Raw genomic sequence first — 26,114 nt, 5'->3', positions numbered from 1 at the left:
AAGCGAATTAAGGATAAATCGTGAATATTTTGAAGACATTGCAAATGATAATTATTCTATGCAGGTCCGGATATCCTGTTAAACGGCAAATAAAGGCCGACCACAGAGACTGGCAATGGCTTGCTGCACCAGCTGTTCCGGGTTGTCCTGACTGACGCCTTTAATGGCCGCATCAATATTTAATAACAGCGCCGGCCAGCTTAAAAACGTCTGTGGCGATAAACGGCGTACCGCCTGCTGGTAAGTACTGACCTTGTTTTTCCAGATGCCCAGTTGCAAAGCATTCTGTGGTTGCTCAAACAGTTGCATCAGAAGCCGCATTTCCTTGCTGATACTCCATAAGATCAGGCTCATCGGCTCGCCAGAGGCGGTCAGATACTGAAAAATCTTGATAGATTGAGCCAGATTTCCGGCTAAAAGGGCATCGCTTAAATCATAAGTGGTATAGCGTGACTGGTCTTGCAGGCAGGCATATAAATGCTCAATCTGAATATGTTCAAGGTCCGGAAACGTATCGCGCACCCGCATCAGGCTGTTTTTGGCCGCCAGCAAGTTGTGTTCATGATGCTGTTCCAGCCATTGCCAGGCATCATTGGCCAGTTGAATCCCGAGTTTCTGCGCTTCAACTGCTAAAATCTGCTGTCGGTCACGTGGGTAATTTGCCGTTAAGGCGACGCAAACGCCATTGGCCTCCACCGTCTGGAAAAAGCTTGACTTGAGGCTGCTGGCATCCTGCTTGGGCATGACCACCAGCAGCAGGTTATTGCTGTCTTGTTGTAAATAGCTTTTCAGCAGTTTTAAGCTGCTGGCATCGGGCTTGATGTTGCCATGCACTTCAACTGCCAGTTGGGTGGAAAATAAAGACAGGCTGTTTAAGGCATTAAAGACATTTTTCCAGTCACTGACGCTGCTAATGTCATAGCGCTGACGTTCAATGTCCTGCTTCTGCCAGCTTTGGCGAAAAGCATCGATCAGGTTTTGTTCTAGTAGTGGTTCCTGACCATGCAGCACCCAGGCTCCCCGGGCATCATCAATCCGTTTCAGGGCCTGTAAGTAATCCAGTTTCATGGTGCAGCAGTTTGGCTGGTCGATGCGGCAGGTAAGCGGTTTGATGAAATCTGACGTACGATTTGCTGAGCCACGTCATCAATGATCACATCACGCAGGAATTTCTGTTCCTGATCATCGGTGTTCACTGTTGCGACATCATATTGATAGCTTCGGGTGGCGACTACGGTACGCGGTTCAGTCACCGGATTGCCTTGCGCATCTTCAATACGGAAAGTCACATTTAAACGCAGCATGGTTTCGACCAGCTTGCCATTTAATTCCAGACGGCGCGGGCTATAGTCGAGTACCCGCAGCAGATAGGCATCATTGCTATTGCTGAGCTGGACACCGGCGGCACCCAAATAAATCGACAGTTTTTCCTGTAATTCTTCCGCTTGGGCAGGCAGCGCCAGACGCATTTTCGAATAGGCCACCGGGGCGACGGTTGGGTTGGTGCCTTTCAGATGAAAACCACAACCGACCAGGCTAGTAGCTAAACCGCATGTAAGTACAATAGCTGCGACACGTTTGCCCAAATGCATGTGTTGTCCTCTGTGTTGGCCTGAATCAAGCGAAAAATAAAATGAGGTTTTGATTGTATGTGCAAAGCCCGTTGACTGGCAACGGGCTTTGTGTTTTTTAAGCCTCCCTTTGGTAAAGGGAGGTTTGGAGGGATTCGTCCTTAAAGGTCCCCCTCTTGCGCCATATATGGCTCACCTTTTACAAAGGGGGACTTCCACGGTCCATATTATAAAAAATGGGTTCTCCTCCCTTTTTTAAAGGGTGAGAAGCATTGCTTCGCAAGGGAGGGATTGTTCCTTTATATTCCCTTCTCCCTTTGGGAGAAGGTTAGGATGAGGGGGCTTTTAATATTTCACCTCTCCCTAACCCTCTCCTGAGAGGAGAGGGAACCTAAGGAATTAAACCACCAAATTCACTAACTTATTCGGCACCACAATTTCTTTCTTGGTTGGGCCAGTCAAGAATTGTTGCACTTCAGGCAATGCTTTCGCTTGTGCCAAAATGTCATCTTTCGATGCATCGACAGACACTTCAAGTTTGCCACGAAGCTTACCATTCACCTGAACCACGATGGTTTGGGTATTACGTGTTAATGCAGATTCATCCACAGTCGGGAATTGAGCAGAGGTTAACTCAATGCCAAACTGAGCCAATAAAGTCTGGCTTAAGTGTGGTGCAAATGGTGCCAGCAAAGTCAGAAGTGTGGTGATGGATTCACGAGCCACAGCCACGTCATTGTCATCTTTCGCTTCAAACTTGTTGTTTGCATTTAGAAGCTCCATCATCGCTGCAATGGCAGTGTTAAATGCATGACGACGTTCGATGTCATCACCCACTTTTTGGATGGTTTCATGGGTTTTACGACGTAAGTCTTGCGCTGCTGTAGAAAGCGCAGCTTTGTCGATGTTTGATGCATTGTTGCCTTGTTCAAGGAAACCAGTTGCCAAACGCCATACACGTTTCAGGAAGCGGTTTGCACCTTCAACACCAGCATCAGACCATTCTAAAGATTGATCAGGAGGGGCTGCAAACATCATGAACACACGAGCCGTATCTGCGCCGTATTGGTCAATAATCGCTTGTGGGTCGATACCGTTATTTTTCGATTTCGACATTTTTTCTTGGCCGCCAACAATGACGTCTTGACCATCACCTTTGTATTTCGCAGACGTGATACGACCTTTTTCGTCTTTTTCAAGTTCGATGTCGGCAGGGTTAAACCACGTTTTCTTACCTGATTCCGCTTCACGGTAATAGGTATCCGCAAGCACCATACCTTGAGTTAACAAGTTAGTGAATGGTTCGTTACCTTGTACCACGCCTTCATCACGCATCAATTTGTGGAAGAAGCGTGCATATAACAAGTGCAGAATTGCGTGTTCAACACCACCGATGTATTGGTTCACAGGCAACCAGGTTTGACCCGCTTCAGGTTTCACCATGCCATCTGTAAAGTCTGGAGATGCATAACGTGCGTAGTACCAAGAAGACTCTACGAAGGTATCCAATGTATCGGTTTCACGACGTGCGTCGCCACCACAGCATGGGCAAGTGGTTTCATAGAATTCAGGCATTTTGTTCAATGGGTTACCTGAACCATCAGGCACAACGTCCGTTGGAAGCACAACAGGCAGTTGTTCTTCAGGTACTGGCACTTGACCACACGTGTCACAGTTGATCATTGGAATTGGACAACCCCAATAACGCTGACGAGAAACACCCCAGTCACGTAAACGGAATTGAACTTTGACATTGGCAAGGCCTTGTGGTTCAAGTTTTGCCAAGAATGCATCGAAAGCACCTTGGAAGTCTAAACCGTCAAATTCACCTGAATTAACCAGTTTACCTTCTTTAGAGCCGTACCATTCTTGCCACTGAGTTGCATCAAAGTCTGCATCATCAGCGCCTTTGGCATCAATCACTTGCTTAATCGTTAAGCCGTATTTGTTGGCAAATTCGAAGTCACGTTCATCGTGTGAAGGCACTGCCATCACCGCACCTGAACCGTAAGACATCAATACGTAGTTTGCGATCCAGACTGGAACTTCTTCACCTGTCACAGGGTGTTTTACAGAAAGACCTGTTGCCATGCCTTTCTTCTCAGCAGTCGCAAGATCAGCTTCTGCAACTGAACCCATACGGCATTCTTCGATAAATGCAGCAAGTTCAGGGTTGTTTTCCGCAGCTTTTAATGCCATCGGGTGTTCTGCTGCAACTGCAACATAAGTCACACCCATTAAGGTGTCGGCACGTGTTGTGAAGACTGTTAAGCCATCTGCATACACGTCTGGATTCGCTGAAGGGAAAGTAATTTCCATACCCTGTGAGCGACCAATCCAGTTACGTTGCATGGTTAATACTTGTTGTGGCCAACCGTCTTTCAGCGTGTCTAGGTCGTCCAGTAATTCTTGCGCATAGTCAGTAATGCGGAAGTAGTACATTGGAATATCACGTTTTTCAACCAATGCACCTGAACGCCAGCCACGACCATTTTCAACCTGTTCGTTGGCAAGTACGGTTTGATCCACTGGATCCCAGTTCACCGTTGAAAGTTTACGGTAGATCAGACCTTTTTTATAAAGCTGAACAAATAACCATTGTTCCCAGCGATAGTATTCTGGTGTACAGGTGGCAAATTCACGATCCCAGTCAATCGATAGACCAAGTTTTTTCAACTGATTACGCATGTAATCAATGTTTTCAAAAGTCCATTTTGCTGGTGCAACCTGGTGTGCAATCGCTGCGTTTTCAGCAGGTAGACCGAAGGCATCCCAACCCATCGGTTGCAGTACAGTTTCGCCTTTTAAGCGGTGGAAACGGCTGATCACGTCACCAATCGTATAGTTACGCACATGACCCATATGCAGTTTGCCACTTGGGTAAGGGAACATCGAGAGGATATAACGACGTGGACCTTCTACAGTGTCGGCAACTTTAAAGGCTTTACGAGTTTCCCAGTCGCTTTGGACTTGAGGTTCAATCGCACTGGCTTGATATTCAGGGTCAATATGAGTAGTCATAAACGGATTAATGAATTACGGTTAAAAGTTTGTTGCACAGCATAGCGCAAAATGCAGCGAAAAGTGAATTTTGCGCGGCGGTTTCTGCTGGAAAAATTTAACTGATCGGGCCAGAGCAAGCAGAAACTTAAAAAACTTGCGGATTGGCACGTTCCTGTTGGGCTTGCTGCAGGGCAGCATTGGCTTCACGTTGCTGTGAATCCATCTCGGGAGCGGTTGCTGGCGTGTTCGCTGTCTGTGCTGTGGTTGGACTGTGCGTATTATTCGCTGCCGCCGTTTGCGCTGAAGTCGTTGGGGCAGAGTTGCGCCAACCGTAAGTATCGACTTTGCCGTGTTTCTTGGCATTTTTCGGTGGCGGGGTGGTGGTGTAATGGGTTGAACCATTGGCATCGACCCATTTGTAGTACTGTTTGGCCATCACATTGGCGCTGGCCAGTGCGACTACTGAACATAATCCCCAAGTTAAAATAGAGCGATTCATCTTGTTATCCTCATGCTGTATTCAGCTGATCAATCTGCGCGTTTATCTTAGCAATAATTGGCGCCAAAGTTGATGAATTTTTAGGCTGGAAGATGAAAAATAACTGCATGAATCTGCGCCTGAATATCCTCGGCTGTTGTATCTGAAATAACCATTTTACTGCTGCAGAATGATCCATTTTGATGGGTGAATTATAAATAAACGATTTTTTATTTAATAAAATTCATTCATTTTTTTTATGTATTTTATATTTAAAATTTATGTGAAATAAAGGCAAACACATGAAATATCATGTTTTATAACGGAAATTTAAATTTTTCTATGTAATGCTTGAAAACCAGATATGTTTAAAAAACAGGCACACAGCCAAGTTTAGGAAAAAAGCCAATTTTTAAACTTGACTTTAGGGGACGAAACTACAAAAATGCTGTCTTTAGTTTTATATGCCTTAGATCGATCACCCTTCGAATAAGTGTCATGTCATGCAATGGGCAACTTCTCTAGCCGAGAAGCTGAACAAAGCTGTGAAACGTGTTTATCCCAACATGTTTTTAGATCTCATATTGCTCAATCAGCAATCAGATCACAAATTTTTCCTATTGCGATGAAAACTATGAAATATGTGTGCTATAACAGTGCAACAATGAATTAATGAAACGCTGCAAATGCCTCCCATTTCGCAGTGATTAAGATTAGGGTGAATCACGTTGGAACTTTTATCTGGTGGTGAAATGCTCGTTCGTGCATTAGCGGACGAAGGCGTTGAACATGTATTTGGATACCCAGGCGGCGCCGTTTTACACATTTACGACGCGTTCTTTCAACAAGACAAAATCAATCATTACCTTGTGCGCCATGAACAGGCAGCAGGCCATATGGCTGATGCTTACTCGCGCGTAACCGGTAAGACCGGTGTGGTGCTGGTGACTTCAGGTCCAGGTGCAACCAACACCGTTACCCCAATTGCAACAGCCTATATGGACTCCATTCCAATGGTGATTCTGTCAGGTCAGGTTGCTTCTCATTTAATTGGTGAAGATGCGTTCCAGGAAACCGATATGGTGGGGATTTCCCGACCAATCGTAAAACACAGTTTCCAGGTGCGTCATGCCAGCGAAATTCCATCAATTATTAAAAAAGCATTCTATATCGCGTCATCTGGCCGTCCTGGTCCGGTTGTGGTTGATATTCCAAAAGATGCGACCAATCCGGCAGAAAAATTTGCCTACGAATATCCTGAAAAAGTGAAGATGCGTTCGTATCAACCACCACATCGTGGTCACTCAGGTCAAATCCGTAAAGCGATTGATGAACTGATTCATGCCAAACGTCCAGTGATTTATTCAGGCGGTGGTGTGGTGCAGGGCAATGCCGCAGCACAGTTAACTGAGCTGGCGCATATTCTGGGTTATCCGGTGACCAATACCTTAATGGGCTTGGGCGCATTCCCGGGTGATGATCCGCAATTCATCGGCATGCTCGGTATGCACGGTACCTATGAAGCCAACATGGCCATGCACAATGCAGACGTGATTCTGTGTGTCGGCGCGCGTTTCGATGACCGTGTCACCAACAATCCGGCAAAATTCTGTCCGAATGCTAAAGTCATTCATATTGATATTGACCCGGCAACAATTTCTAAAACCATCATGGCGCACATTCCAATTGTGGGCGCAGTTGAACCTGTACTCCAGGAGATGCTGGTACAGCTGAAACAGATGAATGTGTCGAAGCCAAATCCTGAAGCGATTGCAGCATGGTGGGAGCAGATCAATGAATGGCGTAAAGTTCATGGTCTGAAATATGAAAAGCCAACTGATGGCACCATGAAGCCACAACAGGTGGTTGAAGCTTTAGATAAAGTGACCAATGGTGAGGCCATTATTACTTCTGACGTTGGTCAGCATCAGATGTTTGGTGCGCTTTACTACAAATATAAGCGTCCACGTCAATGGATCAACTCGGGTGGCTTGGGCACCATGGGTGTAGGCTTACCTTATGCAATGGCTGCGAAACTGGCGTATCCAGACCAGCAGGTGGTGTGTATTACTGGTGAAGCATCCATCCAGATGTGTATTCAGGAACTGTCGACCTGTAAGCAATACGGTTTGAACGTGAAAATTCTGTGCCTGAACAACCGTGCCTTGGGTATGGTAAAACAGTGGCAAGATATGAACTATGAAGGTCGTCACTCAAGCTCATATGTAGAGTCTTTACCTGACTTTGCCAAGCTGATGGAAGCGTATGGTCACGTGGGAATCCAGATTGACCATGCCGATGAGCTTGAATCGAAGCTGGCTGAAGCCATGGCCATCAATGATAAATGTGTATTTATTAACGTGATGGTTGACCGTACTGAACACGTTTATCCGATGCAGATTGCCGGTCAGTCCATGAAAGATATGTGGTTAGGAAAAGGGGAGCGTACAGAATGAGACACATTATTTCCGTTCTCGTTGAAAACGAAGCTGGTGCGCTTTCTCGTTTAGTGGGCTTGTTCTCTCAACGTGGTTATAACATTGAGACGCTGAACGTAGCACCGACTGAAGACCCGACTTTGTCACGTTTGACACTCACTACTTATGGTGATGACCACAAAATTGAGCAGATTACCAAGCAGCTGAACAAGCTGGTTGAAGTGGTCAAAGTGGTAGATTTGTCTGAAGGCGCGCATATTGAGCGTGAACTGATGCTGATTAAAGTCAAGGCACTGGGTTCAGCACGTGATGAAATCAAGCGTACTGCCGATATTTTCCGTGGTCAGGTGGTCGATGTGACACCAACGACCTATACCATTCAAATTGCCGGTACCACAGAAAAGCTTGATGGCTTTATTGATGCGTTGGCTGAGAACACCATTCTGGAAGTGGTGCGTTCAGGCGTATCGGGTATCGCACGTGGCGAAAAAGTTTTAACTATTTAATTTAACAAAGAATTCACCTCTCCCGGCTGGGAGAGGCGCTAGCAAGCTGAATAAAGAAATTGCCCTAGCGGACAGGAATCAAAAGCATTTAAGCGGAGACAGCAATGCAAATTTTTTACGATAAAGACTGCGACTTATCTATCATCCAATCTAAGAAAGTAGCGATCATTGGTTACGGTTCACAAGGTCACGCGCACGCGCTTAACCTTAAAGATTCTGGCGTTGACGTAACTGTTGGTTTACGTGCTGGTTCAGCTTCTTGGAAAAAAGCTGAAAATTCAGGTCTTAAAGTTGCTGAAGTTCCTGCTGCAGTTGCACAAGCTGACGTGGTGATGATCTTGACTCCAGACGAGTTCCAAGCGCAACTTTATCGTGACGTGATTGAGCCAAACATCAAGCAAGGCGCAACTTTAGCATTTGCTCACGGTTTCTCTGTTCTTTATAACCAAGTTGTTCCACGTGCTGACTTAGACGTAATCATGGTTGCACCTAAAGCACCTGGTCACACTGTACGTTCTGAATACCAACGTGGTTCAGGTGTTCCTGATCTTATCGCGATTCACCAAGATGCTTCTGGTAACGCACGTAACCTTGCACTTTCTTACGCTTCAGGCGTAGGTGGTGGCCGTACAGGTATCATCGAAACTTCTTTCCGTGAAGAAACTGAAACTGACCTGTTCGGTGAGCAAGCGGTTCTTTGTGGTGGTGCCGTTGAACTGGTTAAAATGGGCTTCGAAACTCTGGTTGAAGCGGGTTATGCGCCTGAAATGGCTTACTTCGAATGTCTACACGAACTTAAATTGATCGTTGACTTAATGTTCGAAGGCGGTATCGCGGACATGAACTACTCTGTATCAAACAACGCTGAATACGGCGAATACGTAACAGGTACTGAAGTCATCAACGAACAGTCTCGTGAAGCAATGCGTAATGCGCTTAAACGTATTCAATCTGGTGAATACGCGAAGATGTTCATCCAGGAAGGTGCGTTGAACTACCCATCTATGACTGCTCGTCGTCGTCAAAACGCTGCTCACGGTATCGAAGTAACTGGTGCTAAATTGCGTGCGATGATGCCTTGGATTCAAGCAAACAAAATCGTTGATAAAGAAAAGAACTAAGTTCTAATTTCTGAGCCAAAAAGCCCTTGTGTTTCACAGGGGCTTTTTTATGTCATTTAAAAATAGAGCTTACTGAGTTAAGTTAACTTCCGTGCCTTAAAGAAAAGAAAGCAGTGCTTTTCTTTCCTTGCACTTCACTCAGAACAGTGTTCTGAGCTTGCTCATACCTTGGATTCAAGCAAACAAAATCGTAGACAAAGAAAAGAACTAATTTCTCGAATCATTTGATTTGAACGCGAAGACCCGCTCACTAGAGTGGTTTTTTTACATTTAATATTGTGTGCCTTGCTTCATTCAAAGGAGTGCTTTTCTTCCTTGTACGTCATACAAAACACTGTTTTTCTACTTCTTGCGCTTCACTTAAAGTGCTGCATTGACGTCGCTGCCAGATCATCGGCATGAAAAAGAACTACTGTACTGAGTGAGATAATTAATCGCATAGGGGTACTAAATTGGCTGAAAAATACTTTTATTTAGAAGAATTATTTTTTACTCAGATTAAAAGTCGAGTGAAAAATGAATAAATGCGAAAAAAGTAAAAAATGAATCAGGAATAAAACAGATTGGGCCGCTTTGGTTTTTTCTGATGTGCTTTATGTATTTTATTATTTCTTCCTGACAGTTTATTGAATAAGGCTATCCCCACTACTAAGTATTTTATATTTAAAATAACAATCAAATAATCTGTTTAAATTGTCAGGCTTTTTAAAAATACGTGAAATTTCAATTAATTTTTGGTGGAAAATTCCAATATTCTAGGGAAAACTAAAAAAAAGTGTAATAAATGTAAAGGAATGTTTATTAAGGATATTTAATATTTTTTATAAAAAACATCTATTTGTTTTTATCTTAAAAAACTGGTTAGAAAAAAATTCCCTAAAAATAGTGACCCAAGTAGCAAGGAGAATTTGGGTCACCAAAAAAAGAGAATTAGCCCAAAAACAGTCGATTAAGCAAGAAAAATAATTTTAAAAAATAAATACTTAGCCTTGTGTGAAAAATCCCGTATAGATGGTTTTTTCTGTGGAATACCTACAATAAAAGGACTTGCTCAGGATCGGGTTTTAATCAGTCTAAAGACATTCTGGTTTGGGTGAGTGATTAGAAAAATGGTTCTTATATTAAAGTTATGGAGAAACACGACATGTCTACATTAATTAAAACAGCTATGGCGGTATTATTTGCAGGTACTTGCTCATCAGTAATTTATGCAACAGAAGCTGAAACAGCTGGTAAACCAGGTGGTAAACATAACTGGAATAACTGTACAACTTTAGGTTGTGAAAAAGATATTCCAATTAAACTAGAAGTTCCAAAAAAATGTGAAATTAAAGGCGGATCAGCAATTGAGTTGAGCAAAGCCGGTGGTACCAAAACATCTAACTATACAGTAAGAAGTAATACTCACTATGTATTAAATATTACAACTGCAAACAATGGTACCAATGCAAGTACATATGTTAAGCATGAAGATGATGGCACAGTACGTATTCCAACTACAATCACAACAACAAAAACAGGTGGTGGTGCGATTGCTTGGGGTAACAGTAACCATGATGGTCTAGCAGATGATGTTTATACTGTTTCGGTTACTAACTCGGCAGTAGCTCCATTCCAGCGTGCAGGTACATATTCAGACACTTATAAAATCAAAGTGTTCTACTAATTTAGTGTTTCGCCTAACTTGGTCTTCGGACCAAGTTGGGCTTTTTCGTTATAAAAGCTGGGGAATAATATGAAAAAAATAATAGCCTTTTTAGTTTCATCGCTGTGTTATGCATCTGCAAGTTATGCAGGTGTTTCTATTGACCCGGTTCAGATGTATATCAACAGTCAGGCTAAACAAAGAACCACAACGCTTACTTTAGAATCTACAGATGAAACTGAAGCAAAAATTTTTGAAATTAAAGCCTTTAAATGGACGCAACAAGGCAATGGTGAGAATATTTTGGTACCAGATGACAGCCTTATTTTAAATCCCAAAAACTTTATTCTGCAGCCGAATGGCAAACAGACTATCCGTGTTGGTTTTAATCGTCCTTTAGAGTCGGTACTCACCGGTAATCAGGAGGGTGCATGGCGCATTCTGGTGGAAGAAATTCCACAGGCCGTGAAAGAAACCTCAGTTAACTTTCTGCTCAGCTTTAACCTGCCTTTATTTGTCGGTAAGCAGGAAGACACGAACGTTAAATTTAATATTGAGAATAACCGGCTGGTTGCACAAAATCAGGCCAATTCGCATGTTCAGATTAATAATTTGAAGATTGTTGATGCCAATAAGAAGGAAGTGTTTAAGGCCGATACTATGGCTTACTTATTGGCCAAAATGAATTACAGCTATGAGTTAAATGGAACCAAGATTGCAGATCCAAAAAAGTATACTGTCCAATTTTTTACGGATAAGAACGATAACATGGTGGAGCTTAAATTCTCGGACTAGCGGTATAAGGGGAATTTGCGATGAATATAAAAAATCGGTGGTTTATTGTTGTTCATATTTTATTTAGCTTCGCAGCGAATGCGAATGAAAATCCGATAGAAGAAAGTCTTGCCAATCTGTGGATTAATGAACTTGATCATCATACTGATATTATTTTAATCACAGAAGGGCAGCATTATTATATGGGTTGTGATGTGCTGTCCGAACGGCAAATTCAAGTGCAAAAGTTAAAGAAACATCAGCAGCGTGCGGATTTCTGTCTGGTCAGTGAAGGCGATATTCAAGCGGTTTTTGATAGTTCATCGCAGTCCATTAAATTAACCATCCCCACTCACTATTTTCAATCCGATTTAAACGTTTTTAACCAGAAAGTGATTCCTGAAAAAGCCAGTTTTGGTGGCTTTTTGAATTATGACTGGGTCTATGCCAACAGCGATTCAAATGAAGCTTATAGTGGTCTGGCCGAGTTGGGGATCTTTAAAGATTACTGGATTCTCAAGAATTCGGTGCTGTATCAGAATACCTCTGTTGAGGAGCAGGTAGTACGTTTAAATAGCAGTTTTGATCTGGAATTTCCAGAAAGCATGACCCGTCTAACCCTGGGCGATACCACAACAACCTATAACCCGTTAATTAATTCTTTGCGTTTTGCCGGCTTAAACTGGGGAACCAACTACACCGAGCGTCCAAGTTTTGTCTATTGGAATATTCCAACCTTACAGGGTAGCGCGCGTATTCCATCTACTGTTGAGCTGTTTATTAACGGGGTGAGCATTTATAGCCAGAAAGTCAGCCCGGGTGATTACATGCTGGAAACAGGGGCGCAAATTCAGCAGGCGGGTGATGCACAAATTGTAGTTGAAGATGTTTTAGGTAACCGCAGTGTGCAAACTTTTCCGGTACTGGTCACTAACCGTTTATTACGTGATGGCCTAAATGAATATAATATTGCCTTAGGTAAGCTGCGTTATAACTACAATCTGGACAGTAGCGATTATCGGGATTTCTTTGTTAATGGCTTTTACCGCAGGGGGCTGTCTAACGCAACCACTTTGGGAACCAACCTGTCCTATAGTGAAGATATTCAGAATGCGGGGGTTATGTGGACTCAGGCCATTAGTAATATTTTAATTGTAGACAGTGTGGTCATGGTCTCGCATGATGACCGGAATCAGATGAACTATTCCTATGGTTTATCCGCCAGCAAGGATTTCGGGAATTTTTCACTGGGTGCCAGTTCCAAGTATACCGAACGGGATTTTAAGTTTTTAGGCGATGATCTGGACAATGTTTCGAATTATCCAAAATTTGAAAATCTGGTGTATTTAGGGCTGACCAATGTGCCTTATGTGCACAATATTAATCTGAACTATGCTGAACAGAAATACTATGATCATCCTGAATTTGAACAGCAGAACCAGCGGGTGATCAATGTTGGATTTAACCGAAATTTTGGACGCCGATTTGCTGTCGGGCTCAGTTATTTCAATGCCTTTGGCGATCGTAAAGATTCTGGCGGGATATTATCTCTTAGTTATAGTTTTGATAATGATAAATCCGTCTATTTTAGTCAGTCTGCAGACCAGAACACCAACCTGCAGCTGGTAAAAAGTGACTCGAGTCAGGTCGGCTTTGACTATGCTGTCGGTGTGAATCATCGCAATGATGACACACTTTATAATGTAAATGGCCTGCTGAAAACCAAGGTGGGTGATCTAGATTTTTACCATGTTCAGGGCAAGGAAACGCGTGACTCGCAACTGGCTTATCGTGGTGCTGTTGTCTGGTTGGGTAATCAGCTAAGTTTTACCAAAATTGTTGAACATGCTTTTGGTTTGGTCAAAGTCGGGGATTATCAAGATATTGATATTCTACGCTCACTGGTTTATGTCGATAAAACCAACAAAGACGGCTATGCCTTTGTGCATGACATTATTCCTTATGTGAAATACGACATTGCCTTTGATGAAAATCAGTTACCTATCGAAGATAAAATTCTTTATTCAAGTAAACAAATTACCGCGTTAAACCAGCGCGGCTACAAAATCAATTTCCCGGTTTTCCATGCTAAACAGGTTCGTATCCGGCCGGTAGATGTCCAAAATCGCAGTTTTGTACCGGGATCAGAGCTGCATATTAACAATGAAGGTGGCGAGGTTTATCCGATTGGTTCGGATGGAACGGTCACTTTATATGGCTTGATTCCAGGGAATTATAGTGTCCGGATTAAAACCCGAGAGGCGCAAACCTGTAGCGCTGTATTACAGGTTTCAGCTCAGGCACAAGATATAACTGTACCGGTTGAACTTGTGTGTAAATAAAAGGAGTAGGGGTGATGAAAGCGAGTGTACTGTTTTTAGTCTGTTGTATCAGCAGCAGTCTGTCTCTGGCACATGCGAGACAATGCCAAATTGAGCGTTTAACGGCAACTCAATTGAATTTGAATGCCTCTTATTTAAGTCAGGCTGCGACTTCCTTTTCGGTGAATTGTGATAGTCGTTATGCTATTAAATTTAATAGCCGAAATCTGGTGAATAGTACAGGCAGCAGTTATCTGGTGAATGAGAAGAATTATAAGCTCAGAACCCAGATGAATATTAGTGGCGCCAGTTCTTCACGCTGGAATGTTCCGCTTAGTCAGGCCCCTACTGGTCAAGATAAATTTGTGGTGTTGGTTCAATTAATGGAACGTCCAACGGCAAGAACACCTGCCGGTGTATACCGGGACAGTCTATATATTAATTTGATGTTTTAATTATGCTTTAAATATTGGAAATATCGAATATTTTTCCAAGCCTTTAACTAGGCGGGTGCAATACCACGAGTTTGATACAAGTATGAAATTAATTTCATGAATTTATCATAAAACTGCAAACTGTAAGGATTATGCTGGGCAGACAACAACAACAGAGGAATACGCGGATGTCAGCGTCTTCACGCACACTGGTATTAAAGTCGCCTAATATTCCTGAGAATTTTAAATTTTATTTTAAACAGGAAAAACAAAAAAACGCGATTAATGAAGTCATTGAAATTGAAGAGCTGGTGCGACCTCGTTTAAGAATTGCGTTAGTGACAGAAACCTGGCCGCCAGAAATTAATGGTGTGGCCAATTCATTATTACAACTGTGCAAAGGATTGCAAAAACTGGGACATAAAATTCTACTGATTCGTCCTGAACAAAAACAACCTTGTACCGATTTTAGTCCCAACAAAGAATGTCTGGTCAAGGCGCAGTCTATTCCGAAATATGGTCATCTGCAGTTTGGCTGGCCACAGCTGTATAAACTCTCTACCGCCATGGATGAGTTTGAGCCAGATATCGTGCATGTGGTGACCGAAGGGCCGCTGGGTCTGGCTGCGTTACAGGTAGCAAAATCCAAGCAGATTCCGGTATCTAGCGGTTTTCACTCTGCCTTTCAGGATTTTAGCCGCTTTTTTGACCTGGCTTTTCTGGTCAAACCGATCCAGCGTTATCTGTGCTGGTTTCATAACAATACGCAACTGACCTGTGTACCCAGTACCGATACCGAGCAGTCTTTACGCCAGTTTGGTGTGGATGGTCCACTGGTGGTCGTCGGTCGTGGGGTCGATGTCGACAGGTTCTCACCACAACATCGTTCAGAGGTCTTACGTTCACGTTGGGGTGCCGATGAACAGACCCGGGTCCTGCTTTATGTAGGCCGGGTGTCGCCAGAAAAAGAAGTGAACGTGGTGATTGATGCCTATCGGGCCATGCAGTCCATTGCCAAATACCCAACCAAGCTGGTGGTGGTAGGCGATGGCCCAGACCTGAAACGTCTGGAAGGGCTAAACACCGATGGCGAAGTCATTTTTATGGGCAGCTTAAGCGGGCAAAAACTGGCTGAAGCTTATGCCAGTGCAGATGTGTTTGTCTTTGCCAGCCAGGTAGAAACCTTTGGCAATGTGGTGCTTGAAGCCATGGCCAGCGGCTTGCCAGTCGTGGCGTATGACTATGCCTGCGCCAATTTGCATGTCAAGCAAGATGAAACCGGCTGGCTTAGTCCACTGGGTGATGTCGCCGGAATTATGCGTTCGATTTATCAGTTACCAAGCGCAAAAGTATTAAGACAGATGGGTAAAAAAGCCCGTGAATCTACCCAGCATATCGGCTGGCAATATCCGATCCAACAATTTGAACAGGCACTTTATCGGGTGGTGCAGGAGTCGCATATGACGACCTAGATTTTAAGCTCAAGCTTAAAGGAGAGCATAGAATGAAACTTAAAAATGCAAAAATAAGAATACTTGATCTCGACTTGAAAGGCTGTTTGTATCTCAATCATTTTTCCCACTCCGAGCGGGTGGCTTATTTCTTTAAAGTGGTGAGCCGTTTAGGCGACGGTTTATTCTGGTATGTCATGCTGGCCACAGTCTGGTTATGGCAGGGTCTGCTGTATGGATTACAGATTATCTACCTGCTGTTAGGTGGATCAGTCGGTACAGGCATCTATAAACTGCTTAAAAGCAAAACCGTGCGTCCCCGTCCTTATCAGGTACATCAGGTGATTCGCCTGGGCGAGCGTCCGCTTGATCACTTTAGTTTTCCCTCTGGTCACACTTTGCACGCGGTCATGATTACCACAGTGCTGGGCTACATTCAGCCGCTACTGCTGGTGTTGATGTTACCTTTTACCATTCTGGTGGCGCTGTCGCGTATGGTGCTGGGGCTGCATTATCCCAGTGATGTGGCGGTCGGTGCACTAATTGGCGGTCTGGTGGCCAGCGGCATTATTTCGGCTGCGCCGTATCTGGAAATTGCGCTATAGCCCATTCACCGGCGGTACGGCCTATCAAAGCTGGTACAGCATTTGCAAAATTTGCTAAAGTAGTGCATCACACTAAACTGCCTTAGGAATAGACATGGGTTTACGTTGGACAGATAGCATCGATATCGCCATTGAACTGTATGAAGCACATCCAGATGTCGATCCGCAATGGATCCGTTTTACTGACCTGCATGCCTGGGTTTGTGCACTTCCAGATTTTGAAGATGATCCGACCAAGTCAACCGAAGGTCTGTTAGAAGCCATTCAAATGGCATGGATTGACGAAGCACGTTAACAGCGACCTCAAAAAACCGATTTTTTTACAGATTAAACGCAGAAAAAAGCCCATTTTTCGGTATAATGCGGCAAAATTTCTGTCAACTTTGACTTTAAGGAGCCAATCATGGCTATCGAACGTACATTATCTATCGTTAAACCAGACGCAGTTGCTAAAAACGTAATCGGCGAAATCTTCGCACGTTTTGAAAAAGCGGGTCTTAAAATCGTTGCAACTAAAATGAAACACTTGACTCAAGCTGAAGCTGAAGGCTTCTACGCTGAGCACAAAGAACGTGGTTTCTTCGCTGACTTAGTTGCGTTCATGACTTCTGGTCCAGTTGTTGTTTCAGTTCTTGAAGGTGAAAACGCAGTTCTTGCTCACCGTGAAATCCTGGGCGCGACAAATCCTAAAGAAGCGGCTCCTGGTACAATTCGTGCAGACTTCGCTGTAAGCATCGACGAAAACGCTGCTCATGGTTCTGACTCTGTAGCATCTGCTGACCGTGAAGTTAACTACTTCTTCGCTCAAACTGAGATTGCTCCACGTACTCGTTAATACGCAGTATTCAAACCAGATAAGTGTTATTATACTTATCTGGTTTTTTTATTCTCTGAATAATCCCTCGCTCAGATCTTGAGCATCTCCTTTCATCCTCAGACATGATTTAGGTAATACACATGAGTAATGAAGTGGTCGCTTCATCTGCAACATCTGATGAGCAGCAACAATCTTTGTCCACTCCAGCGCAATCAACTTCTGTGCAGAAAGTGAATTTACTGGGCATGTCGCGTGCTGAGCTGGAAAAATTCTTCGAAGATTTAGGCGAGAAGAAGTTTCGTGCCGGCCAGGTGATGAAATGGATTCACCAGTATTTTGTAACCGATTTTGCCGAAATGACCAATATTTCAGGCAAGTTGCGCGCAAAACTGGAACAGATATGTGAAATTAAAGCGCCCGATGTGGTGCATAAAAACTATTCTAAAGATGGTACGCGTAAATGGGTGTTCCGTGTCGGTGATGGTGCCGGTTCCTTGGTTGAAACGGTCCTGATTCCGGCAGAAGACAAAACCGGCTCACGTAAGACCCTGTGTATTTCTTCACAAGTGGGCTGTGCTCTGGACTGTTCATTCTGTTCAACCGGTAAACAGGGCTTTCAGCGTGACTTGACTCAAGCTGAAATCATTGGTCAGTTGTGGATGGCCAACTATTCCTATATGGAAGAAGTGCCTGTGGCTGAGCGTGAGCGTTCAGTGACCAACGTGGTGATGATGGGCATGGGCGAGCCGCTGCTGAACTATGATGCAGTTTTAAACTCGATGCGTATTATGCTGGATGACTTCGCCTATGGCATGTCAAAACGCCGTGTAACGCTGTCGACCTCGGGTGTAGTGCCAAAAATTGACCAGCTGGCTGAAGATATTGATGTCGCGCTGGCGATTTCTTTACACGCCACCAACGATGAACTGCGCAATGAGCTGGTGCCAATCAACAAGAAATATCCACTGGAACAGCTGATTGCAGCCTGCCAGCGTTATATCAAAAAAGATGGCAACGAAAGTGCGCGTAAGCACGTGACCATTGAATATGTCATGCTCGATGGCGTGAATGACAGCATTGAACATGCCAAAGAGATGATCAAGCTGCTCAAAGACCTGCCAAGCAAAATCAATTTAATTCCGTTTAACCCGTTCCCGCATGCGCCATATGGCCGTTCAAGCCGGAACCGGATTATTTCTTTCCAAAAAACTTTGTCTGATGCCGGATTTGTGTGTACGATTCGTCAGACACGTGGTGATGATATTGACGCTGCGTGTGGCCAGCTGGTGGGACAGGTGGCAGACCGTACCCGTCGTGCGGAACAGTGGAAAAAGAAAGTTGCAGAGCGAAATGAAATTATGCGCTCTCAAGGATAATTAAATTTAGGGGGAGAGGTCCATTGACTAAGTTGATGTATAAATTCACAACCATCAGCACACTGTGTGTGGCTGCATGGATGAGCACCGGCTGTCAAACCACAACTCCTACTTTAAGTCCGAAAGATCCGGAAAAGGCAATTCAGGTGCGTACCCAGCTGGCGGCCGAGTATTTAAAATCGGGTGATTTAGACTCGGCCAAACGTGCCCTGGATCAGGCACTGGAAACAGATTCGCGTGATTCTATGGCCAATATGATGATGGGCGTGCTGCTACAGCAAGAAGGTAGCAAGCTGAATCTGGAGAAGGCCGATACGTATTTCAAGCGTGCCATCTCTGCCGATCCGAACAATGCGCAGGCGCGTAACAACTATGGTACGTATTTGTATCAGGTTGAACGCTATAATGATGCCATTGAACAGCTGAGTATTGCCGGGGCAACACTCGGTTATGATCAACGTTTTCGTGCATTGGAAAACGTGGGGCGGATTTACCTGAAACTGGGCGATATGGCGAATGCTGAAAAATCATTCAAGCAGGCTCTGCAGGCGAACCGTGACTCCTATGTTTCAATGTTAGAGTTGGCGGAAATTTTTTATTTCAACCAGCAGACTCCTGCAGCATCCAGAATGTATGAACAGTTTGTGCGTGCTGTGGGACAAAAAAATCAAGGTGCGCGTGCATTGTGGATTGGGATCCGTGTTGCACGAGCAAATGGCGATCAGTTGGGACAGCAGGTGCTGGTCAATCAGCTTCGGGCATTGTTCCCTGAAAGCCAGGAATATCAACGTTATTTGCAATTACAGCACAGTACTGAGGCCGTATGGAAGTAAATCCTAATTCACCGCAATCAAATACAAATGTAGCGCCCAATGCATTAGGAAATATCCAACGCCCAGGTGAGTATCTGCGTCAAATCCGTCAAAATCAGAAGCTTGAGCTTGAAGATGTGGCGCAAGAATTGAATATTCCGGTCAAAACCCTGACGGCGCTGGAGCAGGATGAATACAAGTCACTGCCTGAAGCGACCTTTATCAAGGGTTATTACCGCACCTACGCCAAATATTTAAAAGTCGATGCCACCAGTATCATCCAGCGTTTTGATGAAATCTATGCCAATGATACCGGCATGCTGCCGAATCATGCCCTGAATAATTCCCCAATTAAAATTATGGGCAAACTGCCTGGCTCGAATCGTGACCGTAACCGCAAATGGTTAAAGCGTATTGCGCTGGCGGTAGTGGCACTGGCCTTAATCTGGATTATCATCGCGGCCGTGCAAAACTGGTCATCTTCGCAGTCGAGCGACACCGAGCAGAATATTGTGCCAATGTCTGATGTCGAAATTATTAATTTAGACAACAGCAGTGCCGTGACCGGCGATCAGCTGTCTTTAAGCTTTAACCGTCCGACGTCGGTTCATATTGTGGATTCGACCGGGAAGGTGCTGGCCACTGGCCGTCAGGCGTCCAGCTTGAATTTAACTGGTGAGGCACCATTTCAGATTCGTTTAGATGATGCAACCGCAGTGTCATTAAGTCTAAACAATGAAAATATTTCATTGTCTCCATATACCGTCAATGGCAAAGCGGAATTCCGTTTGTCGCGTTAATGGCACAGAGTAGAGCGAAATCATGATTGAGAATCCAATTCGACGCCGTCCAACCCGTAAAATTCGTGTCGGTTCAGTCTATGTGGGCGGTGATGCGCCAATCAGCATTCAGAGTATGACCAATACCGAAACCTGTGATGTCGCTGCAACGGTTGCGCAAATTCAGCGCTGTGTTGATGCTGGTGCAGACATCATGCGGGTATCGGTACCAAGCATGGAAGCCGCACAGGCTTTTGGTGAAATCCGTAAGCAGGTCTCTGTTCCTTTGGTGGCTGATATTCACTTCGACTATAAAATTGCTTTGGCTGTGGCCGATTTCGGTGCTGACTGTCTGCGGATTAACCCGGGTAATATCGGTTCGGAAGCGAAAATCCGTGAAGTGGTGGCTGCGGCTAAACATCATGATATTTCCATGCGGATTGGGGTCAATGCCGGTTCACTGGAAAAAGATATTCAAAAAAAATACGGCGAGCCGACCGGTGCAGCCTTGCTTGAATCGGCCATGCGCCATATTGATATTTTAGACCGTCTGGATTTCCAGGAATTTAAGGTCTCGGTGAAAGCATCGAATGTATTTTTAACCATGGATGCCTATCGTTTGCTGTCGCAGCAAATTGATAATCCGCTACATTTAGGTGTGACTGAAGCGGGAATCTATCGGACCGGTTCGGTGAAATCAGCGATTGCCTTAGGTGGCCTGCTGATGGAAGGCATTGGCGACACCATGCGTATTTCCCTGGCAGCAGAGCCGGAAGAAGAAGTCAAAATTGGCTTTGATATTTTAAAATCGCTCGGCCTGCGTTCTAATGGCATTAACTTCATTGCCTGCCCAAGCTGTTCACGTCAGGAATTTAACGTGATTAAAGCCATGCAGATGTTGGAAGAGCGTCTGGAAGATGTCCGCACTCCAATGGATGTGTCGGTGATTGGCTGTAAAGTTAACGGTCCGGGCGAAGCCAAAGAAGCTGATATTGGCGTGGTAGGTGCAAGTCCGCGTTCACTGGTGTATCGTAATGGTGAAAAGAGCCATTTAATTGATACCAATCAATTGGTTGATGAAATCGAAACAATGGTTCGTCAACGTGTTAAAGAGCTTGAAGAAGCTAAGTCAAAAGAGATTATTCGCACAGGTTTTTCTGAGTAGATCATGAGTTCAATCGTCGCAATCAAAGGTTTTAATGACATTCTCCCAACCCAGACCCCGGCTTGGAGACGTCTGGAACAGCATCTGTCCAGTCTTATGGATGCTTATGGTTATCAGCAAATCCGTTTGCCGATGGTTGAGCAGACCCATCTGTTCAAGCGTTCCATTGGTGATGCAACCGATATCGTTGAAAAAGAAATGTATACCTTCCTCGACAAGGGTAATCCACCTGAGTCGTTGACCTTGCGTCCAGAAGGGACGGCAGGCTGTGTACGTGCCATGCTTGAGCATAACCTGCTGCGCGGTGCAACGCCTCGCGTGTGGTATATCGGCCCAATGTTCCGTTATGAAAAACCACAAAAAGGTCGTTACCGTCAGTTCCATCAGTTTGGTGTGGAAACTTTTGGTGTGGCTACACCAGATATGGATGCCGAGCTGATTTTAATGACCGCGCGTTTATGGAAACGTATGGGCGTTGCAGATAAAGTTCAACTTGAACTGAATACTTTAGGTGAGTCAGATGAACGTGCCGCGTATCGCGCCGCCTTGGTTGAGTTCCTGGAAACGCACAAAGCCGATCTCGATGAAGATTCTCAGCGCCGTTTAAGCACCAACCCGCTGCGTATTCTGGACTCTAAAGATGCCAAAACTCAAAGCATCCTGGAAAATGCACCAAAACTTCACGACTTTATGGGTGAAGACACCATGGCGCATTTTGCCCTGTTGCAGCAGTATCTGACTGATGCCGGTGTCAGCTTCGTGATTAATCAAAAATTGGTCCGTGGTCTGGATTATTACAACAAAACTGTATTTGAATGGACCACCACCCATTTGGGTTCACAGGGGACAGTGTGTGCCGGCGGCCGTTATGATGGTCTGGTGGGGCAGTTAAAAGGCAAGCCAGAACAGTCGGTTCCGGCAGTTGGTTTTGCCATGGGCATGGAGCGTTTATTGCTTCTATTGGAACAGGTCGAAGACAACAGCCCAAGCCGCGATTGTGAAGTATTCCTGGTGGCCGATCCGGCATCACAAGGTAAAGCACTGGTGCTGGCAGAGCAGATTCGTGACCAGCTTGAAGCCAGTGGTAGTGCCATTCGCCTGAAAGTCGGCTCACAAGGCTCGATGAAAAGCCAGATGAAAAAAGCCGACCAGTCGGGTGCACTGTATGCTTTAATTCTGGGTGAGCGTGAGTGGGAAAACCAGCGCTTCGCCGTTAAAGAACTGGCCACTGCCGAGCAGTTGGATGTAGCTGTGGCAGAGATTGTGCCATTTATGATTGAAAAATTTTCTTCAAAATAAGCCAAAGAATATAAGGAAAAGGGTAATTCAATGAGCGCATTAAGTGATGATGAACAACTTGATCATTTAAAATCATTCGCTAAGAAATATGGTTCTGCAATTATTAGCGGGATTTTGATTGCGCTGATTGCCTTTTTCGGATGGCAATACTGGCAGAAGAAAAACCTGGCTGAAGATCAGACCAACACCGCCAAAGTCCAGCAACTGATGGACGAGGCGCGTGCGGCTGAAGGCGATGACAAAGCTTTCCAGAATCTGTCGACCACGGCCGATAAGATTGTGAAAGAAGCACCAGATTCCGTCCAGGCCATTCAGACCCAGTTCTTAATGGCGAAACTGGCCTATGATCAGGGCGATTATGCCGGTGCAGAAAAAGCCTTAAAGAAAGTTGAAAATTCTAAAGTCGATGATGCCGGCTTAATGCAGGTATTAAAACTGCGTTTGGCCTATGCGCAATTGGCACAAAAGAAATATGATGAGGCACTGAAAACCTTGTCTGCCGTCAACGATCCTGCCTTTAAAGCAACAGCTGAAGAAGCGCGTGGTGATGTGTACGTGGCGAAAAACGATATTGAAAATGCCAAAAAAGCGTATCAGAACGCATGGAATGCGTTACTTGAACGTCAACAGGAACGTCAAATTTTACAAATTAAACTCGAAAGTGTCGGCGTTTTAGTTGATGATCCTGAAATTGAACGTCCTGTAATCGACACACAAGTGGATGAAACTGAATGAATAGAAAATATAAGATCCCGTTTGCACTAACTGTTTTAAGCCTTGCATTGGCTGGCTGTTCAAGCAACAGCATTAAAGTTGAAAAAGTAAAACCGAATCCTTTGCCAAAACTGCAACAGGCCAAAACCCTGGTGCCTGTATTTTCTCAAAACACCTCATCGACTGCTGAAGAAGATCCGCTGCGTTTACAGCTAGATGTCGATAATGGCGTAGTATTTAGTATTGATCCTAAAGGTGAAGTGGCGGCCTATCGTGGCAAGCAGCGTTTGTGGCAAACCGAAGTCAGCAAACAGGGGCTGAGCTCAGGTGTAGAAGCGGCAGAAGGTCTGGTGATTGTTGGGAATCAGAAAGGCCAACTGTTTGCACTGGATCAGGCCACAGGTGAGAAAAAGTGGACCGCACAATTGACTGGGGCTATTCTGGCACCTTCGCTGGTGCATGCCAACCGTGTGGTGACTATCAGCAATGATGGTATTGTCTATGCGCATAACCTGGCGACTGGCCAGCAAATGTGGACTTACAATTTGCCGAATGTCCAGTTTAGCCTGCGTGGTAGCGCTGCACCGGTAGCGGTTGATCCGCGTACCGTGCTGGTAGCAACCGCCAATGCTTATATTTATGCAATTGATGTGGTGACCGGTACGCCGCGTATGCAGCGCCGTGTGGCCATCAGTGAAGGTCGCTCCGATATTCAGCGTTTAAATGATATTGATGGCGATCCGGTAGTAGCGGGCCAGTTCCTGGTCACTACCAGCTTCCAGGGCCAGGTGACCGTCACTGATCTGGCTTCACAGCAAGTGGTTTGGAGCGAAGACCTGAGCAGCACCAAACGTCCGGAAGTGGTCGGCAATGGGGTTTTTGTCGCCAGTGCCGATGGCCGTTTAGTGGCTTATGAAATTACCAGTGGCCAGAAGCTGTGGGAAAATGACCAGTTGCTTAACCGTCGTTTAAGTAACCCGGTAATGCTGGGTCAGGACCTGGTGGTGGGAGATATGGATGGTGTCTTGCATCTGTTTAACCCGAGCAACGGTCAGCTGATTGGTCGCGCCAAAACCAGCGGTGAAGTGCGTTCTTTACGTGTCATCGACAACCAGTTATATGTTGGTACGCAAAAGGGTGCATTCAGCATTTGGCAGAACCGTTAACTTTTTGTTGCCTTATGTTAAACTAGGCGACAATTTCCGTATTTTTTAACGCGGGGTGATTGAATGTTCAATGCCCCGTGTTTTTATTCAGGTCTTTGACTGAAATTTTTTCTTCCCATTTGTTTCTGATGTTCAGACCCGTGTAGTGGACTGATCTCAAATAAAGGTTAATCTATGAAACCCGTAATTGCGCTCATTGGTCGTCCGAACGTCGGAAAATCAACGTTGTTTAACCAGATCACCAAGAGTCGTGATGCTCTGGTCGCAGACTTTGCCGGCCTGACGCGTGACCGTAAATATGGTGATGCGACCTATCAGAATAAATCCTTCATCGTGGTCGATACCGGCGGTATTGGCGAATCTGAAGGTGGTATCGATTCTTACATGGCCGAGCAGTCGAAAACCGCCATCCATGAAGCCGATATGATCATCTTCGTGGTCGATGCGCGTGCCGGTCTGCTGGCTTCGGATGAGCAGATTGCCCGTGAACTGCGTACGCTGGGTAAAAAAGTCTTTCTGGTGGCCAACAAGGTCGATGGCGTACATGCAGAAGCCGCGCTGGTTGAATTCTTTAAACTGGGGATGGGCGAGCCAATGCAAGTGGCCGCCAGCCATGGTCGCGGTGTTCAGCAGATGCTGGAAGAAGTACTGCAAGATGTGCCGGAAGATGAAAACCCGGAAGAGCGTGATGAAGACACGGGTCTGCGTCTAGCGATTATTGGTCGTCCAAACGTGGGTAAATCGACGCTGGTGAACCGTTTGCTGGGTGAAGAGCGCGTGGTTGCTTTTGACCAGCCGGGCACAACACGTGACTCGATCTATATTCCGTTTGAGCGTGAAGGGCGTAAATACACCCTGATTGATACTGCCGGTGTACGCCGTAAAGGCAAGGTTGATGAAATGATCGAGAAATTCTCGATTGTAAAAACCTTGCAGGCGATGAAAGATGCCAACGTGGTGGTTGTGGTGGTCGATGCGCGTGAAGGGATTGTCGAGCAGGACCTGCACCTGATTGGTTATGCGCTGGAAGCTGGCCGTGCCATGGTGATTGCGATCAATAAATGGGACAACATGTCTGAATATGATCGCAAGCAGTGTAAGCTGGATGTCGAGCGCCGCTTTGACTTTATTCCTTGGGCGCGTATTCACCTGATTTCAGCGCTGCATGGCACTGGGGTGGGTGATCTTTATCCATCGATTCATCGTGCTTATGAGTCTTCGCGCTTAAAAGTATCACCAGCCAAACTGACTCAGATTCTGAATGATGCAACTGAAGCGCACCATCCGCCAAAAGTGCAGGGTCGTGCCATTAAAATGCGTTATGCACACATGGGAGGCCAGAACCCGCCAACGATTGTAATTCACGGTAACAAGGTGGATAAAACCCCGGCCGATTATCGTCGTTACCTGGAAAACGTGTTCCGTAAGGTCTATAAGCTGGAAGGAACTCCGGTGAAGATTGAATTTAAAACCTCTGAGAACCCGTTTGAAGGACGTAAATCACAGGTGGATGAACGTACTGCTGCGCGTCGTCGTCGTTATGTACAGAAGTTTAAGAAAGCCGAGAAGAAATTTAAACGCGGTTAAGCGGTTTGTCGCTTGATACAAAAAAGCCCGAATCAGATTCGGGCTTTTTTAT

At 45.1% G+C, this 26,114-nt stretch carries 23 protein-coding genes; 19 read left to right on the top strand and 4 right to left on the bottom strand.

From position 1 onward, the window contains the following. Positions 1–78 precede the first annotated feature (78 nt). The 4 genes from holA to FTT68_RS08605 all read right to left on the bottom strand — a co-directional run bounded on the left by holA (position 79) and on the right by FTT68_RS08605 (position 5,073). Positions 79–1,068 (bottom strand): DNA polymerase III subunit delta, encoded by a 990-nt coding sequence (holA, locus tag FTT68_RS08620; protein WP_180061717.1) that lies wholly within the window; start codon positions 1,066–1,068, stop codon positions 79–81. Further along, entirely contained in the window at positions 1,065–1,592 is a 528-nt protein-coding gene (gene lptE, locus FTT68_RS08615; protein WP_005182353.1) for an LPS assembly lipoprotein LptE, read from the bottom strand. The genes holA and lptE overlap by 4 nt, the downstream gene beginning before the upstream one ends. Before the next feature lie 378 nt (positions 1,593–1,970). Next, on the bottom strand, positions 1,971–4,592 hold the full coding sequence (gene leuS / locus FTT68_RS08610) for a leucine--tRNA ligase (protein ID WP_180083978.1): 2,622 nt from the start codon (positions 4,590–4,592) through the stop codon (positions 1,971–1,973). Positions 4,593–4,719: 127 nt separating this feature from the next. Next, positions 4,720–5,073, bottom strand: coding sequence for a DUF4124 domain-containing protein (locus FTT68_RS08605; protein WP_005182363.1), 354 nt, complete (start codon positions 5,071–5,073; stop codon positions 4,720–4,722). Between the two features lie 707 nt (positions 5,074–5,780). Between FTT68_RS08605 and FTT68_RS08600 the strand changes: the two genes are divergently transcribed. From FTT68_RS08600 to der, 19 genes are all read left to right on the top strand, one after another. Then, positions 5,781–7,508 carry an acetolactate synthase 3 large subunit gene (locus FTT68_RS08600; RefSeq protein ID WP_035363671.1) on the top strand — a complete coding sequence of 576 codons (1,728 nt, stop codon included), beginning with the start codon at positions 5,781–5,783 and terminating at the stop codon, positions 7,506–7,508. After that, positions 7,505–7,996: an acetolactate synthase small subunit gene (gene ilvN / locus FTT68_RS08595; protein WP_005182370.1), complete on the top strand. Its 492-nt coding sequence runs from the start codon at positions 7,505–7,507 to the stop codon at positions 7,994–7,996. Before FTT68_RS08600 ends, ilvN begins: the two co-directional genes overlap by 4 nt. A gap of 104 nt (positions 7,997–8,100) precedes the next feature. After that, positions 8,101–9,117 carry a ketol-acid reductoisomerase gene (gene ilvC / locus FTT68_RS08590; RefSeq protein ID WP_005182373.1) on the top strand — a complete coding sequence of 339 codons (1,017 nt, stop codon included), beginning with the start codon at positions 8,101–8,103 and terminating at the stop codon, positions 9,115–9,117. A 1,144-nt stretch (positions 9,118–10,261) separates the two neighbouring features. Further along, a complete protein-coding gene (locus tag FTT68_RS08585) occupies positions 10,262–10,783 on the top strand; it encodes a hypothetical protein (protein WP_160241615.1) in 522 nt (173 codons plus the stop codon). A 69-nt stretch (positions 10,784–10,852) separates the two neighbouring features. Further along, on the top strand, positions 10,853–11,557 hold the full coding sequence (locus FTT68_RS08580; RefSeq protein WP_180083980.1) for a molecular chaperone: 705 nt from the start codon (positions 10,853–10,855) through the stop codon (positions 11,555–11,557). A gap of 20 nt (positions 11,558–11,577) precedes the next feature. After that, entirely contained in the window at positions 11,578–13,878 is a 2,301-nt protein-coding gene (locus tag FTT68_RS08575) for a fimbria/pilus outer membrane usher protein (protein ID WP_180083982.1), read from the top strand. Positions 13,879–13,892: 14 nt separating this feature from the next. Further along, positions 13,893–14,312, top strand: coding sequence for a hypothetical protein (locus FTT68_RS08570; protein ID WP_005182377.1), 420 nt, complete (start codon positions 13,893–13,895; stop codon positions 14,310–14,312). Positions 14,313–14,479: 167 nt separating this feature from the next. After that, complete coding sequence (locus FTT68_RS08565; protein ID WP_180083984.1) at positions 14,480–15,763, top strand: glycosyltransferase family 1 protein; 1,284 nt, start codon at positions 14,480–14,482, stop codon at positions 15,761–15,763. Between the two features lie 32 nt (positions 15,764–15,795). Further along, positions 15,796–16,347, top strand: coding sequence for a phosphatase PAP2 family protein (locus tag FTT68_RS08560; RefSeq protein ID WP_005182381.1), 552 nt, complete (start codon positions 15,796–15,798; stop codon positions 16,345–16,347). Positions 16,348–16,441: 94 nt separating this feature from the next. After that, entirely contained in the window at positions 16,442–16,642 is a 201-nt protein-coding gene (gene iscX / locus FTT68_RS08555; protein WP_005182385.1) for a Fe-S cluster assembly protein IscX, read from the top strand. A gap of 108 nt (positions 16,643–16,750) precedes the next feature. After that, positions 16,751–17,182: a nucleoside-diphosphate kinase gene (ndk, locus tag FTT68_RS08550; RefSeq protein WP_005182388.1), complete on the top strand. Its 432-nt coding sequence runs from the start codon at positions 16,751–16,753 to the stop codon at positions 17,180–17,182. 122 nt (positions 17,183–17,304) lie between these two features. Next, positions 17,305–18,540: a 23S rRNA (adenine(2503)-C(2))-methyltransferase RlmN gene (gene rlmN, locus FTT68_RS08545; RefSeq protein WP_180083986.1), complete on the top strand. Its 1,236-nt coding sequence runs from the start codon at positions 17,305–17,307 to the stop codon at positions 18,538–18,540. 35 nt (positions 18,541–18,575) lie between these two features. Next, the gene (gene pilW / locus FTT68_RS08540) at positions 18,576–19,373 is read left to right on the top strand and encodes a type IV pilus biogenesis/stability protein PilW (protein ID WP_104470591.1); all 798 of its coding nucleotides are present in this window, start codon (positions 18,576–18,578) and stop codon (positions 19,371–19,373) included. Continuing rightward, entirely contained in the window at positions 19,364–20,152 is a 789-nt protein-coding gene (locus FTT68_RS08535) for a helix-turn-helix domain-containing protein (RefSeq protein WP_016659532.1), read from the top strand. The genes pilW and FTT68_RS08535 overlap by 10 nt, the downstream gene beginning before the upstream one ends. A 22-nt stretch (positions 20,153–20,174) precedes the next feature. After that, positions 20,175–21,296 carry a flavodoxin-dependent (E)-4-hydroxy-3-methylbut-2-enyl-diphosphate synthase gene (gene ispG / locus FTT68_RS08530; protein ID WP_005182396.1) on the top strand — a complete coding sequence of 374 codons (1,122 nt, stop codon included), beginning with the start codon at positions 20,175–20,177 and terminating at the stop codon, positions 21,294–21,296. A 3-nt stretch (positions 21,297–21,299) separates the two neighbouring features. Continuing rightward, on the top strand, positions 21,300–22,595 hold the full coding sequence (gene hisS, locus FTT68_RS08525) for a histidine--tRNA ligase (protein ID WP_005182398.1): 1,296 nt from the start codon (positions 21,300–21,302) through the stop codon (positions 22,593–22,595). A 30-nt stretch (positions 22,596–22,625) separates the two neighbouring features. Continuing rightward, positions 22,626–23,330, top strand: a complete 705-nt coding sequence (locus FTT68_RS08520) for a tetratricopeptide repeat protein (protein WP_005182401.1) — start codon at positions 22,626–22,628, stop codon at positions 23,328–23,330. After that, positions 23,327–24,475, top strand: coding sequence for an outer membrane protein assembly factor BamB (gene bamB / locus FTT68_RS08515; RefSeq protein ID WP_104472416.1), 1,149 nt, complete (start codon positions 23,327–23,329; stop codon positions 24,473–24,475). Before FTT68_RS08520 ends, bamB begins: the two co-directional genes overlap by 4 nt. Before the next feature lie 174 nt (positions 24,476–24,649). Then, the gene (gene der / locus FTT68_RS08510; RefSeq protein WP_005182406.1) at positions 24,650–26,062 is read left to right on the top strand and encodes a ribosome biogenesis GTPase Der; all 1,413 of its coding nucleotides are present in this window, start codon (positions 24,650–24,652) and stop codon (positions 26,060–26,062) included. The last annotated feature ends 52 nt before the right edge of the window (positions 26,063–26,114 follow it).

Source organism: Acinetobacter sp. Q85-2, assembly GCF_013420555.1.
Lineage (GTDB): Bacteria > Pseudomonadota > Gammaproteobacteria > Pseudomonadales > Moraxellaceae > Acinetobacter > Acinetobacter indicus.
The sequence above is the reverse complement of the archived record's forward strand: the minus strand, read 5'-3'. Positions and strand labels throughout refer to the sequence as shown.

Excerpts from the sequence above, each read along its gene's own strand:
- holA (WP_180061717.1), bottom strand. The coding sequence starts at position 1,068 with ATGAAACTGGATTACTTACAGGCCCTGAAACGGATTGATGATGCCCGG.
- lptE (WP_005182353.1), bottom strand. The coding sequence starts at position 1,592 with ATGCATTTGGGCAAACGTGTCGCAGCTATTGTACTTACATGCGGTTTA.
- leuS (WP_180083978.1), bottom strand. The coding sequence starts at position 4,592 with ATGACTACTCATATTGACCCTGAATATCAAGCCAGTGCGATTGAACCT.
- FTT68_RS08605 (WP_005182363.1), bottom strand. The coding sequence starts at position 5,073 with ATGAATCGCTCTATTTTAACTTGGGGATTATGTTCAGTAGTCGCACTG.
- ilvN (WP_005182370.1), top strand. The coding sequence starts at position 7,505 with ATGAGACACATTATTTCCGTTCTCGTTGAAAACGAAGCTGGTGCGCTT.
- ilvC (WP_005182373.1), top strand. The coding sequence starts at position 8,101 with ATGCAAATTTTTTACGATAAAGACTGCGACTTATCTATCATCCAATCT.
- FTT68_RS08585 (WP_160241615.1), top strand. The coding sequence starts at position 10,262 with ATGTCTACATTAATTAAAACAGCTATGGCGGTATTATTTGCAGGTACT.
- FTT68_RS08580 (WP_180083980.1), top strand. The coding sequence starts at position 10,853 with ATGAAAAAAATAATAGCCTTTTTAGTTTCATCGCTGTGTTATGCATCT.
- FTT68_RS08575 (WP_180083982.1), top strand. The coding sequence starts at position 11,578 with ATGAATATAAAAAATCGGTGGTTTATTGTTGTTCATATTTTATTTAGC.
- FTT68_RS08570 (WP_005182377.1), top strand. The coding sequence starts at position 13,893 with ATGAAAGCGAGTGTACTGTTTTTAGTCTGTTGTATCAGCAGCAGTCTG.
- FTT68_RS08565 (WP_180083984.1), top strand. The coding sequence starts at position 14,480 with ATGTCAGCGTCTTCACGCACACTGGTATTAAAGTCGCCTAATATTCCT.
- FTT68_RS08560 (WP_005182381.1), top strand. The coding sequence starts at position 15,796 with ATGAAACTTAAAAATGCAAAAATAAGAATACTTGATCTCGACTTGAAA.
- iscX (WP_005182385.1), top strand. The coding sequence starts at position 16,442 with ATGGGTTTACGTTGGACAGATAGCATCGATATCGCCATTGAACTGTAT.
- ndk (WP_005182388.1), top strand. The coding sequence starts at position 16,751 with ATGGCTATCGAACGTACATTATCTATCGTTAAACCAGACGCAGTTGCT.
- rlmN (WP_180083986.1), top strand. The coding sequence starts at position 17,305 with ATGAGTAATGAAGTGGTCGCTTCATCTGCAACATCTGATGAGCAGCAA.
- pilW (WP_104470591.1), top strand. The coding sequence starts at position 18,576 with ATGTATAAATTCACAACCATCAGCACACTGTGTGTGGCTGCATGGATG.
- FTT68_RS08535 (WP_016659532.1), top strand. The coding sequence starts at position 19,364 with ATGGAAGTAAATCCTAATTCACCGCAATCAAATACAAATGTAGCGCCC.
- ispG (WP_005182396.1), top strand. The coding sequence starts at position 20,175 with ATGATTGAGAATCCAATTCGACGCCGTCCAACCCGTAAAATTCGTGTC.
- hisS (WP_005182398.1), top strand. The coding sequence starts at position 21,300 with ATGAGTTCAATCGTCGCAATCAAAGGTTTTAATGACATTCTCCCAACC.
- FTT68_RS08520 (WP_005182401.1), top strand. The coding sequence starts at position 22,626 with ATGAGCGCATTAAGTGATGATGAACAACTTGATCATTTAAAATCATTC.
- bamB (WP_104472416.1), top strand. The coding sequence starts at position 23,327 with ATGAATAGAAAATATAAGATCCCGTTTGCACTAACTGTTTTAAGCCTT.
- der (WP_005182406.1), top strand. The coding sequence starts at position 24,650 with ATGAAACCCGTAATTGCGCTCATTGGTCGTCCGAACGTCGGAAAATCA.